The organism is Selenomonadales bacterium (genome assembly GCA_018335585.1).
Lineage (GTDB): Bacteria > Bacillota > UBA994 > UBA994 > UBA994 > UBA994.
In genome coordinates this window covers 15,327-28,526 of the sequence record JAGXRZ010000024.1, presented here as the reverse complement: position 1 = coordinate 28,526, position 13,200 = coordinate 15,327, and the positions used below count along the sequence as shown (strand labels likewise).

The following is a 13,200-nucleotide window of genomic DNA, read 5'->3' as shown; positions in this document are numbered from 1 at the left end:
CCGCTCGACAGCCGACTGCAGAATCGTCCGGTTGGCGATATTGCCGTTGCGTCTGGCGTTCTCCACCGCTCCTAACACCCTAGGTACAGCTATACCACCGAGCACACCCAGGATCGCGATGACAACCAACAGCTCGACTAGCGTAAAGCCTCTTTCTCTCTTTTTCATCCTTTTCACCTCCTCCTCACCACTTATCCCTGGCTAGGCGTATGTCTCTCTACTAGGGAGGTGTATATACAGCGTAAGAACTAAGGCTTAGCCTCGTCCCTAGGCGCTAGCCAGCGGGTTTGTCGTTTGTCGCTTGGGGATGCCGCCAGCCGCCAGCCGCCAGCTGTAAGCTGTAAGCCGTAAGCGGTGGGCTGTGAGCTGTGAGCTAAGGCAATCATGAATCAGGAATCGTGAATCATGAAATTGGAGAGCTTGCGCTACTGGGCACTGAGCACTGGGCACTAGGCACTGGGCACTAGACACTCGCTCCGCGCTCAGCCCACCATCCTCAAGCTCTCAAACATCGGCAACATTATCGCTAAGATAATAAACGTAACTACTACGCCTAAAATAACAAAAATAATCGGTTCAATCAACTGCGTTAAGCGGTCGGTGAGAGATTTAATTTCACCGTCGTAGAAATCGGACGCGCGCTCGAGCATTGTGTCTAGCGCACCTGTTTCCTCACCCACCGCGACCATTTGCGTGACCAGCGGCGGGAAAAAGCCGCTGCGCGAGAGCTGAGGCGAAATCCCCTGCCCTGACTTAATGGCCTCCTCGGCCGGGCGCAAGGCGTCCTCAAGGATGCGGTTACCGATAGTCTGGCGCACTAAAATCATCGCCGGTACTATAGGTACTCCACTTCGACTAAGAGTTGCTAAGTTCCTGCAAAAACGTGAAACAAAATTCATGCGGTTAAGCTCGCCAAAGATAGGTAGGCGCAAAGAAAGGCGGTCAAAGGCCACTTTGCCTGCGGGTGTGGCTCTGTACCATACCGCTAGAGCATATGCGACGACTAGGCCTAGCGCTACCGCCCACCACCAGCTCGCCATAAACGCCCCAAGCCCCATCAGCATGCGCGTCGGCAGCGGCAAATCCACACCCATGCCCACAAACAGGTCGGCAAAACGCGGCACTACGAAAGTCAAAAGGAAAGTGACGACTAGGAAAATGACGCCGACCACGAGCTTAGGATAAAACAGGGCGGACTTTACGCGCGTTTCAATGGCGTGCTCGCGCTCAAAATGGGTGGCTGCCTTATCTAAGACTGTTTCCAGCGCGCCGGAGACTTCGCCTGCTGCCACCATATTGTAGAGCAAAGCGGGAAAAACGTCGGCGTGGCGTTTCATGGCCGCACCTAAGCCCTCCCCGGCTACGACGGCCTGTGTAACTTGCTTAAGCCGCGCCTTAAGTTCGCGGTTAGTCGTCTGCTGCTCTAGCGTGCGCAACGACTGCATAATGGTAACGCCGGAGCCAAAGAGCACGGCAAATTGTCGGCAGAACATGCTTAAGTCCTTTACCGGCACGCTCTGCCGAAAGAGGCTCTGCTTGCCTTTGCTTGCGCGCCACTGCACGGCTAAATCGCGGGTTAGCTCGAGGTGTGTAACCACGAGCCCCCGCTCCTGCAGTTTCTTTAGCGCCTCACTTTGACTCTCGGCGGCAATCGTGCCGCTCTGCGCCGCACCGGTCGCGGCGCGCGCCTTAAAGGAATAGACTTGGCTCATCTGACATCACTCCAGAATACGCAGAATGCCGGATTCTACGCTAAACAGCCGGTATGTCTCGTCGGAGATTATGCGGTCAGCCAGCAGCTTCTTAAGCGAGGCTTCCATTGTAACCATCCCCGCGCGGGCATTGGTTTGCAGAATCGAGGGGAGCTGGTGCGTCTTGCCTTCGCGGATTAGGTTGCGCACAGCTGGAGTGGAGACCATAATCTCAAAAGCAGGCACGCGACCGGGCCCGTCGGCGCGGGGCAAAAGCTGCTGGGCGATTACCCCTTGCAGGGAGGAGGCGAGCTGAATGCGGATTTGCGCCTGCTGATAAGGCGGGAAGATATCGACGATGCGGTCTATCGTCTGCCAAGCCGAGGGGGTATGCAAAGTAGCTAGGACTAAGTGGCCGGTTTCGGCTGCGCTTACCGCAATCTGTGTAGTGTCATAATCGCGCATTTCGCCCACCAGGATGACGTCCGGGTCTTCGCGCAGTGCCGCGCGCAACCCTGCGGCAAAGGAAGGTGCATCCGGCCCGATCTCGCGTTGGTTGACCATGCTCTGCCCATGCCGGTGCAAAAACTCGATGGGGTCCTCTAGTGTCAATATATGCAGCTTCTCCTCGCGGTTCATCTGCCCAATCATGGCGGCGAGGGTTGTGGATTTGCCGCTGCCTGTGGGGCCGGTGACTAAAATAAGCCCGCTTGGTTTACGCGCCAATTCGGATACGATGGGCGGTAGGTTCAACTCACGAATATCGGGGATACCGGCGGGAATCAGACGCAGCGCCAGTGCCACGGCATTGCGTTGGCGGTAGGCGTTTACCCTAAAGCGCCCGACACCTGGGCGGCTTAAAGAAAAGTCGATACTGCCATGAGTAACGAACTCAGCCCGCTGTTGTTCGGTGAGCAACTCGCGCATGATGCGCGCCGTGTCGTCGGGCTTACAGATGGGCAAGTCCGGCATGCGTTGTAGCTCGCCGTCTACCCGTACCATGGGCGGCAGTTCGACCGTAATGTGTAAGTCCGAGGCGCGCATGGCCGCGGCCTGCCGCAGTAACTCATCGACAAGAAGTTCACGTTCTGCCATATTACTATCCCTCCTGATAAGCCACACGCAGGGCTTCGGCAACGGTGGTGAGACCTTCCCGCGCTTTGTCTACGGCGTCTGCAAGCAGTGAACGGGAGCCCGCGCGCCGTGCCACTGCCCGAAGCTCGCCGGTCGCAGCTTGGCGTACGATGGCGGCGCGCATTTCTTCGCTTACGCTCATAACTTCAAAGACGCCGACGCGGCCGCGGAAACCCTCCCCGTGACACTTGTCACACCCCGTAGGCAAATAGAACTTGTGCTGTTCTGCCGCGTCAAGCCCTAAGGCGCGCAACTCCGGCGACTGTGCCGGCAACACATGCGGCTGCCTACAGGCCGGGCAGAGTTTGCGCACGAGCCGCTGCGCCACCACGCCGACTATCGACGCGGCAATAAGAAACGGCTCGACCCCCATCTCGCTTAAGCGCGTTACGGTGCTGGCGGCATCGTTGGTGTGTAGCGACGACAACACCAGATGCCCGGTCAGCGCGGAGCGGATGGCGATGTCTGCTGTTTCGTAGTCTCTAATCTCGCCGACCAGGATCACGTCCGGGTCCTGCCGCACGAAGGCGCGCAGGACGCTCGCAAAGGACAGGCCTATCTTTTGGTTGACGTTTACCTGGGTGATTCCCGGCAGGCGAAACTCCACCGGGTCTTCCACGGTGCAGATGTTGCGCGAGGGATGGTGCAGGTGATGCACGGCGGAATAAAGGGTGGTTGTCTTGCCGCTCCCGGTGGGGCCGGTAATAAGAATCATGCCGTAGCTCTGCGTCAGCATGCGCTCTAACCGTTCGCGGTCGGCTTGAGCTAACCCGAGCTTCTGTAAGGACAACTCGACGCGGCCGCTGTTTAGCAGGCGCAGCACGACTTTCTCGCCGCTGACTGTCGGCAGGGTAGAGACGCGCAAGTCAAACGAGCCCTGCGGGCCATTAAAACGGAACGACCCGTCTTGGGGCAGACGCCGTTCGGAAATATCGAGCTGGGCCATAACTTTAAGGCGCGAGAACAGCGCGAGCGACATGTCTTTATCTAATCGGCTTACGTCCTGCAGCACGCCGTCGACGCGGTAGCGCACGCGTACGCCGTCGTCTTGGGACTCTAGGTGGATGTCGGAGGCGCGCTCTTGGCAGGCCTGTGCAATCAGGCGATTGACCATGCGCACGACAGGCGTGGCCTCGCCCTCCCCGGCTGTAGACACCTCACCGGGAGTCGTCGTTTCGCCGTAGAGGCGAGCTAGGGCCTTCTCGATGTCGCGCGGCGTCATGACTACCAGTTCGACTTTTAGACCCGTTATTAACGAAATGTCGCTGACGGCTAGTACATTTAGGGGGTCGGCGATAGCTAACTGCAGGGTGTCTGGCGTGCGCTTAAGCGGCAAACACCGATAGCGCCGCGCAGTGGCGGCGCTAAGGAGTTTTACGGCCTCTTGTTCGGGGGTAATATCGCGCAGCAGCACAAAACGCGCTCCGTGTTGTTTGGCGATAATACGGTAAAGCTTCTCCTCACTGACGAATCCTTGCGTTACTAAGGTTTCGCCCAGGCGAGAGCCGTTTGATGTAGCCAGTGCGCTCGCTAACTGCTCCTGTGTAATGACTCCTTCCTCAAGCAGTAGCTCTCCCAGTTTTTTGCGCAGCATGCGTGCCCTCCTTGCGACTGTCTTGTGAGGGATTTCGACATGCGGAGGGGAAGTCCTGCAATGGGGAACGTGTTGCTTGTGGCTTGTCGCTTGTGGCTTGTATGGGAGGGGATCGCACTTAGCACTTAGCACTTTGCACTTCGTGGAATGGGTGCTACGCTGACAGCTTACGGCTTACGGCTTACGGCGGAGAGCGGAAAGCCCCTCTAGGCCTCAGTGTAAAGCCTCTTAATGCGATACTCCCGTTCATCGATTGATATGATTGCGCCTGCAACGAGTTCGGCCTCAATCAAAGGCAGGATGGACGCCAAGAGTCGTGTGATGGCATCAGGCTTGGCATTCGCGACTCTCAACGTTATAACGCTCGGCCCGTTAAGCCCGCCCTGGGCTACAATAGCCGAAAAATCCAAATCCTGAGTGATGATCACGGATTGTTCGTCGCGCGCTAAGCGGATAATGTCATGATCAGAGGCTGTAGAGGCAAGCTTGTCGGTAACTCGACAGATATCATACCCCGTGCTCTGCAGTGCCCCGACAGTGCGCGGGGATATATGGACATCTGCTATGAACTTCAGCTTCATACGCCGCGTTCAGCATACACGGGAGTCGGACGGTGATACTCGCCAGCTAGCCAGGCTGCATATTCGATGGATTGAAGGATGTCTTCCTTGACTAACTCTGGGTATGCCTCTAGAACTTCCTCTTGGGTCATGCCTGAAGCCAACAACTTGAGGACAAAGGCAACCGTAATGCGGACTCCCCTGATGGTTGGCTGCCCCATGCAGACCTCAGGATTTACAGTTATTCGACCGAATCGTACAGCCACGTCCATGCCTCCCTACGCCTCGTGTGTTTTCTGCGGTTTAGCCGCCGTGCCTACATTATAATCAATGTTGCCGCTCTTGACTACCAGACCCTGGCTCTTGGTAGAAGGAGCGTGCTCACAGCTCACCGCTCAAAGCTCACAGCCATCTCCCCAAGCGACAAGCGACAAGCCACAAGCGACAGCTCATTCCTTACCCCTCGCCATATGCCGCAGCACCCAGCGCTCAAAAATGCGCACGATGCGGGTCGTAAAGAAGTCGCGGTCGCTAAGCGGCACCACGAGGATAGTAAAGAGCCCTAAGCGATTGCCGCCCAAGACATCGGTGAAGACTTGGTCGCCAATCATGGCTGTCGTTTCAGGTCGGCTGCCAAGGAGCGCTAAGGCCTGCCGAAAGGCTTTGCGCGAGGGCTTGTTGGCGCGACTAAGGCCGGGCACATTAAGCTCGGTGCGAAAGTGCGCGATGCGCCTCTCCAGAGCGTTAGACACCAAACAAACCTTAAAGCCCTGCGCCTTAAGGTTCTCTAGCCACTGCTTGAGCTCGGGGTTGACTTTGTTTTCTACCCACGGCACCAAGGTGTTATCGAGGTCAGAGATGATGGTGTCTATGCCGCGCGCGCGTAGCTTCGCTAGGTCGATGTGGTAGATGCTTTCTACATACATAGAGGGCAGCAAGTACTTCATGTGTTCACCTCGAAGCTAGTGTAGCATATAGCCTGGCAAGTCAAAAGGTAATGCGCCTAGCACTTAGCACTTAGCACTTCGTGGAGACGGAGGCATGCTAGCAGGAACCCGTTCCCCTTTGACCTTTCCACCTTTCCACCCCGTGCGTCACCGCTCACAGCTCAAAGCTCACTGCCTTCCCTAAGTTCATGGTTCACGATTCCTGATTCATGATTGCCCCAGCTCATCGCTCACAGCTCAAAGCTCACTGCCTTCCCTAAGTTCATGATTCACGATTCCTGATTCATGATTGCCCCAGCTCACCGCTCACAGCTCAAAGCTGGCGGCTGGCGGCCGGCGGCTGGCGGCTGGCGGCTATTCTTTCAAAACCCCCCCTCCTTACACACCTCGCTGTAGAGGCGTTGCATGGCTTTTTTTTCGATGCGGGAGACATAGGAACGTGAAATCTTGAGTTCGCGGGCAATCTCGCGTTGAGTAAGCCTAACTCCGTCAACGAGGCCAAAACGCAGCATCAGCACCACCTGTTCGCGTCGGTCAAGGCGCGCCAACAGCTGTTGTAGCCGCTCCTGCTGCAGTGCTGTCTCGACCGTGTCGGCGAGCGGCTCTTCGTTGTTAGATAGTGTTTCTATCAGAGTAAGCTCATTTCCTTCTTTGTCTACCCCTGTCGGCTCGTTGAGATATATCATTGCGCGTAACTTCTTCGTTGCCCTTAGGTGCATCAGTATCTCGTTGTCTATGCAGCGCGCGGCATACGTCGCGAGCCGGATGCCCTTGTGCATGTCAAAGGTGTTAACTCCCTTAATCAAGCCGATAGTGCCGATGGATATAAGGTCTTCTTGTTCTACGGGGCTAGAGTCGTATTTCTTCACCATATGGGCCACTAAGCGCAAATTGTGTTCGATGAGGATGCCGCGCGCTTGCCAGTCGCCCTCCTTCCATTGGCGCAGATACCGCTGTTCCTCGCTCTCGGATAAAGGCTGCGGAAACGAATTGGTGGCAACATAGGAGACCAAGAGGCGTAAGCCCGCAAAGAGCCCGAGTATCCTCGCCAATACGGACAGCAGCAACAAAAGTATCGCCTCCCGCAAAACACTCTCTAGCAGTGTATGCAGGAGGCAAGGGGGATGTGTATCGACAGCTTACGGCTCGCAAATCACAAATCACAAGCGACATCTCCTGGCGGCTGGCGGCTGGGGGCTGGCAGCATCTAAACGAACATCATCTCCCCACACCTAAGCAGCCCCATGGGACTAATGTTGACGTTCGTCAGCTCGCTTTCGCGGTAGGCAGCGCCGGCCAACAAGTAATACAGCGGTATAAGCGGCACGTCTTCCATAGCCTTGCGCTGCACGCGGCGGTACAGGTCCTCGCGCTTAGTCGGGTTTAAGAGCTTGCGCGCACGCGCTAGCATTTCGTCTACTTCCGCGTTTTTGTACAGGACGCGGTTCATGCTAGACGCGCTGTCCAAGAGCGGCGTAAGCATTTCCTCCGGGCTCGGGCTATCGGCTACCCAGCGGCCGACATAGGCGTCTGCCCGACTTAAGTTTTCCGCGCGGAGATATACCTTATGTTCGACCTTGACGTACTCGACCTCGATGCCGATTTGTCGCAGGGACTCGGCAAAAAACTCTTCTACGCGGTTAAAGATGGGTACAGCTAAGTCTAGCCTCGACAAGAGCTTAAGGTGCGGTTTCTTAAGGCCAAGCCTCGCCAGTACTTGTTTGGCGCGGGCAGGGTCGTAGGGAATAGGCTTTAATGAAGGGTCTGTCATGAGCACGGGCGGGACTGGGCAGTGCGCTTCTTCGGCTAGGGAGGCAAACAATTCCTGCACGAGCTTGCGTTTATCTACGGCCATGGCTAACGCACGGCGCGCTTCCTTGTGCTTAATCAGGGGATTCTCCGAGTTCATGCGGAGCCCCGCAAACCCGAGCCCCAGCATGCTTTGCGTAAGGATTTTTACACCGTCGTCGTTCTGCAGGAGCTTTGGCAAGTCGACGCTCTCGTAGACTACCATATCGAGCTCCTTGCGACGGAAGCGCTCGGCCAAGGCGAGGCTACCGTAGCGAATCTCAATCTCTTTCACGAACGGCTCGCCCATGCAGTAGCGGTCAAAAGCCTCCAGCACGCACCCGTCTTTGTTGCGGCTTTTTATCCGATACGCGCCGCACCCGACAATGCGCTCTTGCTCGGCTTCTTCTTTGGCAATAATGGCACAGCTGTGCTGCGCAAGGTTAAGCAGGAAGTCGCCTGAGAACGTAAGCATCTTAACCACCAAGTGATGCGAAGACTCCACCCTAATGCCGCTAATCTCCGCGGCCTGCCCGGCGACAAACCTTTCGTAGCCTTCCACCGAACTTAAGACGTATGCACGCGGTGGGCTAAGCTTAGGGTCAGCCACGCGTTCCAGCGAAAACTTGACGTCGCCGGCTGTAACCTCTCGGCCATGCGAGAATCTGGCACCTTGCCGCAGGAAGAAGTGCCACTCCTGCTTCTCGGCGTCGTAGTGCCATTTGCTGGCTAAACCGGGCACAAGTCGGTCTCGGCTGTCTGTCCCGAGCAAGCCGAGGTGCACGTTAGCTAGTACTTGTGCGCCGTAGTAAAGCGAATTAAGGTGCGGGTCAAATGTGTCCGGTTCCTGCGGCAGGTTAAAGACTAAGCGCCGCTCTGTTTCGGGCGCGGTGTCCCCGGCATGGAACCCTTCCGCCGAGCGAGCTAAGTCGTCTGCGATTATGGCCAAACCGCCGAGCGAGCTTTTAACAACCTCCGTATAGACAGAGGACACATCGGCAACTTGCGAAAGTTTATCAAAGGAGACACTTAAACGGTGGTTGGCGGCAACTATTTCTTCGAGGCGGGCAGTCTGGTCGGCCACCGCTTCCTGAATCTGCTTGGACGCAGCGTCCGCAGCGCCAACTGACCCTACAATCGAGCCAAACACCTTGCCAAGCTCTTCCGCACGCTGTGTGCCGCCGGCTACCTTGCTGAGGATGTGCGTTAGCGCCTGCTCGGCGTCCGAAATAGCTGCGGTGATATCTGCGGTGCTGCCCTTTATCTTGCTCACTGCTTCTACGCTGCGGTCTGCTAGTTCGCGTATACCTTCGGCTACCGCCATAAAGCCATGCCCTTCATCGTACCTCGCGGCTTCGATACTGGCGTTAAGCGACAGCATGCGAGTTGTCCTGGCGTGGTCGCGCGTAACGGTCAAGAGGTGTTCAATATCCTTAACTTTCAAGCGTAATCTCTGCGTGGCCTCTGTAGCCTCTTGCACAGCCTGTTCTATCAGCCGCATGGCAGAGACGCTGCTTTGCATGTCTTGTTGGCCGCGCTCTGCGGCAGATAAAGCACTGTGCGATAGGCGCAAGGAGTTCTCGGTGTTAGAGAGTATCTCTTGCATCAGTGCCGAGTAGCCGGTGACCTCGTCTTCCACCCGACTGACTACTTCGCGTTCAGTGTCGGCCACATCCGCTATGGCTTGCGAGAGCTGGATAAGGTTGTCGGCGACATCGTCTACACCAACTAGGCCGCGCTTGACGCGACCTACGCTTAGACGGTGGTTGCGCTTCACGCACCCGGCGTAAGCTTGTGGTGCCCGCACGATACCCGATTGTCTTTCACGACGCAGGAGCTTTATCACTAGAATCGCACCTCCTAGCTGCCGGCCTTGACGATGTCTTCACACCGTATCAGGCCCATCGGACTCACGGCGACATGCCGTAGTGACTGGTCAAAGCCAACCCCTAGCGTGATGTAGTTTAAGCAAACCACCGGCATATCCTGCACAATGATGCGCTCGGCCTCCTTTAGGTACGCCAGTCGTTTGGCGCCGTTTAGAGTTTTGCGCGCGCGGTCAATCAGCATATCTACTTCGGGGTTGCTGTAGCCCGACATGTTTGTAGACACGCCGGAATAAAAAATGGGCGTGAGCAGTGCGTCGGCATCCGGCGTATCGGCTACCCAGCGCGAAAGGTACAAGTCGGCTTGCGCAATGTTCTCGGGATTGCGGTAGACGCTATGGGGCACCCGCACGACGCGGGTTTCTAATCCTACTGCCTTAAGCGCGGCAATACAGAACTCACCCAAGCGTTCATAGAGCGGTGCCTGTTCATCGGAGCGCAGCAAAATAGTTAGTGGTTTGCTTGCCCTAAAGCGACTAAGAATACGCTCTGCCTCCTGTGGAGCGAAGCGCCCGGAAATTCCTTCCCCGAAAACAGAAGGCGAGAGCGGCGCATAGGCCTCTGCCCCCATCCCCGCTAGCACTTCCTCCACTAGGTGACTCCGGTTAATGGCTAACGACAGCGTGCGGCGCGCTTCGCTGTCGCTCAGCACAGGATGCGGGGAGCGCAAGTTAAGTCCGAGGTATGTATACCCGAGGATGCTTCTTTGCAGCACTTCAACGCGCGGTAGCGCTCGTACGCCTGCCCAAACCTCCGCACTTTCAATAAACGCTATGTCTAGCTTACCGGCACTTAGCTTTGCGGGGATGTCAGCGTTACTAAAGGAGAACTCGATGCAATTTACGGCGGGTTCGCCCTTAAGGTGTGTAGGCGAGGCTAACAAGCGGCAGAATTCGTCTGTGTGCTCGGCTATGTAGTAGGCGCCGGCGCCGACAATACGCCCTTCGTTCGCCTCGGCAGCGGAGATAACGGCAGCAAAGTAATGACTCAAGTTCGTAAGGAGCCCGCTAAATGGCTCGCTCAACTTAATGGCCACGGTGTGCTCATCCTGCACTTTAATGCCAGTAATCTCGGCTCGCGTGCCTGCCGCAAACTCGGCTAGGCCATCTATACCTGTCAAAGCCCAGCTTGACGGTGACTCCACTTTGGGGTCGGCTAACCTCTCCAAAGAGAACTTAACGTCGCTTGCCGTCACTCTGCAGCCGTTAGAAAACCTAGCCTCGGGGTGAACCACAAACGACCAGGTAAGTGCATCCTCATCGTAGCTCCATTTGCTCGCCAAACCTGGGATAATGGCATCCTTAGCATCCGAGGCCAAAAGCCCCATATGTACGTTAGACAAGAGCTGTGCGCCGTAGAAGTCGAAGTTTTTATGGGGGTCGTAGGTCTGCGGTGCGTAGGGCAGGTTGAGAACCACATGTGTGCGGGCATCAACTATTTCGCTCGCGGCTAAAAGGGCCTCACCCGTCGCACTCAAATCCATGGCCTGTCGACTAAGCGCGGTTATAGTGTTCTCGGCAAAGGAGGCGTAGGATGACGATACTTCGACCAAGCTGTAGAGCCGCTCAAAGCTGTCGTTCATAGAGGCGATGGACGACGTGACGTTGTCTAGACTTTCTGCTTGCTGCGCTAGTGCCGTACCAATCTCACGAAAAGCGCTGCTGGTTTCATTGGCAGCGACATAGATAGCGGCAAAAGACTGCTCTGTGCTTGCGGCCAACACTTCGCCTTCCGCTACGCGAGCCAAAATACTTTCGAGTGCGGCTACAGTCTTGCGGATGCCCTGCGCCACTTCGTCGACAGAAGACTGCATGGCGAGAGCGGACATGGTGCTGCGTTCAGCTAGGCGCTTTACCTCCTGCGCTACGACCGCAAAGCCTCTCCCCGCTTGTCCGGCATGGGCAGACTGAATGGAAGCGTTGAGCGCTAAAATGCTCGTGGCCTCGGCTATATCCCTGATGGTGTTAAGCATTTCGTCGGTATCGCGCGTGCGTGCGTTTAGCACGCCCACTACTGCCCTGGCCGCGTCAACCGCAGATTTAATGCTCTCCATGGCGGCGAGAAACTCTTGCACAGACTGCTTACCTTGCGCGGCGGCATCCACCGCCCGTTTGGCAAGGCCCACCGAGTCCTGACTGGTCACAAGAACGTCTGCCGCAGAGCCCGCGTAGGCGTCCATTTTGCTCTTTAGAGAACTCACGGCAGCGCTCTGCTTCGTGGCCTGCAGGGCAATTTTATTGGTGACCGCCAACAGGCTTTCCGCTACATTAGCTACGTGACCCGTGCGCTTTGTCACCCTGCTAGTGGCAGAGACAAGGTTTCGCTTAGCTAGTTCCCTGCGTTCATAACCGCTCATGTGAGCCCTCCTCGTTCGCTGTAGACTTTTTACGCCGGCGCCGAGCGCATTATTGCATACTCCGATATGGGCTTGGCAAAAGGCACGTATAGGAGTTCCTGTGCGTGGCGCGCGGTATCTACCGGCGTGCGCGTCGCCGCGCTCAGCATGCTCGGGATGACGTATGGCAGTGGGCCTTCGGTGGGGCCTATAAACTCCACACTTTGACCGACGCGAAAATTCCCCCGCTGCTCAATCAGCAGCCCATCCCCCGGCGTAAACCCCCGCACTATCCCTAAGAATTCTGCTTCGCCTTGGTGGTTTCCTCCTGCGTAAAGATGGTCACTATTTGTCGGGGGGCCAAACGCAAAGCCGGTAGTGTAAGCGCGATGACTAACCTGGCGAAGTTCTCGCGCGAGCTCCGGCAGAGGCTCTTCGCCGCGCGCTAGCGCCGCTAACGCTAGCCGATACGCTCGCGTCACGGTGGCGACGTAGTGCACACTCTTCATGCGCCCCTCGATTTTTAGCCCGTCGATGCCGGTTTGCAGGACTTCTCTTAGGTGCGGAAAGAGGCACAGGTCTTTAGAATTCATGATGTAACTGCCGCGCTCGTCTTCTTCGATGCCAAAATACTGACCCGGCCGTTTCTCTTCGACTAAGGCGTAGCTGTAGCGGCAGGGGTGCGCGCACTCGCCGCGGTTAGCGTCCCGTCCGGTCATGTAGTTGCTGAGCAGGCATCTGCCCGAATACGAAATGCACATGGCGCCATGCACAAACATTTCAAGTTCTACGTCCGGCACGCGGCGGCGAATCTGGGCAACTTCGGCCAGGCTAAGTTCGCGCGCCAAAATTACGCGCCGAATGCCCTGCTCTGCCCAAAACCTGACGCTCTGCCAGTTAACCGCGTTCGCTTGCGTGCTAAGGTGCAGCTCCATCTCTGGTATAACTTCACGTGCAGAGACGAGAACGGCGGGGTCGGCAAGGATGACGGCGTCGGCACCAATCTCGCTTAACTGCCGCAGGTACTCGGGCAGACCGGCGAGGTCGTCGTTATGCGGAATGATGTTTACCGTAACATAAACTTTGCGCCCATGCTGATGCGCAAAGGCTATGCCTGCGGCAAGGTCGTCTAAAGAAAAGTTGCCGGCATAAGCCCGCATCCCATAGCGGACTCCGCTGGCATACACGGCATCGGCTCCATATTTAATGGCGAAAATGAGCTTTTCTAGTGTGCCGGCCGGGGCTAGTAGTTCTGCCATAGGGCC

General features: G+C 56.7%; 11 protein-coding genes. All 11 read right to left on the bottom strand.

The features are described 5' to 3' along the window. A partial coding sequence (locus KGZ66_05140) for a prepilin-type N-terminal cleavage/methylation domain-containing protein (GenBank protein ID MBS3984969.1) occupies positions 1 to 168 on the bottom strand: 168 nt, incomplete at its 3' end. A gap of 314 nt (positions 169 to 482) precedes the next feature. Beyond that, the gene (locus KGZ66_05135; protein MBS3984968.1) at positions 483 to 1,712 is read right to left on the bottom strand and encodes a type II secretion system F family protein; all 1,230 of its coding nucleotides are present in this window, start codon (positions 1,710 to 1,712) and stop codon (positions 483 to 485) included. Between the two features lie 6 nt (positions 1,713 to 1,718). Continuing rightward, positions 1,719 to 2,786, bottom strand: coding sequence for a type IV pilus twitching motility protein PilT (locus KGZ66_05130; GenBank protein ID MBS3984967.1), 1,068 nt, complete (start codon positions 2,784 to 2,786; stop codon positions 1,719 to 1,721). A gap of 4 nt (positions 2,787 to 2,790) precedes the next feature. Next, on the bottom strand, positions 2,791 to 4,419 hold the full coding sequence (gene tadA / locus KGZ66_05125; protein ID MBS3984966.1) for a Flp pilus assembly complex ATPase component TadA: 1,629 nt from the start codon (positions 4,417 to 4,419) through the stop codon (positions 2,791 to 2,793). A 206-nt stretch (positions 4,420 to 4,625) separates the two neighbouring features. Continuing rightward, entirely contained in the window at positions 4,626 to 5,000 is a 375-nt protein-coding gene (locus KGZ66_05120) for a DUF5615 family PIN-like protein (GenBank protein MBS3984965.1), read from the bottom strand. Next, positions 4,997 to 5,245 carry a DUF433 domain-containing protein gene (locus KGZ66_05115; GenBank protein MBS3984964.1) on the bottom strand — a complete coding sequence of 83 codons (249 nt, stop codon included), beginning with the start codon at positions 5,243 to 5,245 and terminating at the stop codon, positions 4,997 to 4,999. The genes KGZ66_05120 and KGZ66_05115 overlap by 4 nt, the downstream gene beginning before the upstream one ends. Positions 5,246 to 5,428: 183 nt before the next feature. Continuing rightward, positions 5,429 to 5,926, bottom strand: coding sequence for a YqeG family HAD IIIA-type phosphatase (locus tag KGZ66_05110; GenBank protein MBS3984963.1), 498 nt, complete (start codon positions 5,924 to 5,926; stop codon positions 5,429 to 5,431). Positions 5,927 to 6,288: 362 nt separating this feature from the next. Next, on the bottom strand, positions 6,289 to 6,990 hold the full coding sequence (sigK, locus tag KGZ66_05105) for an RNA polymerase sporulation sigma factor SigK (protein ID MBS3984962.1): 702 nt from the start codon (positions 6,988 to 6,990) through the stop codon (positions 6,289 to 6,291). Positions 6,991 to 7,133: 143 nt separating this feature from the next. Next, entirely contained in the window at positions 7,134 to 9,560 is a 2,427-nt protein-coding gene (locus KGZ66_05100; protein MBS3984961.1) for a hypothetical protein, read from the bottom strand. Positions 9,561 to 9,574: 14 nt separating this feature from the next. Then, a complete protein-coding gene (locus tag KGZ66_05095; protein MBS3984960.1) occupies positions 9,575 to 11,956 on the bottom strand; it encodes a hypothetical protein in 2,382 nt (793 codons plus the stop codon). 29 nt (positions 11,957 to 11,985) lie between these two features. Continuing rightward, complete coding sequence (locus KGZ66_05090) at positions 11,986 to 13,194, bottom strand: U32 family peptidase (GenBank protein ID MBS3984959.1); 1,209 nt, start codon at positions 13,192 to 13,194, stop codon at positions 11,986 to 11,988. Positions 13,195 to 13,200: the final 6 nt, after the last annotated feature.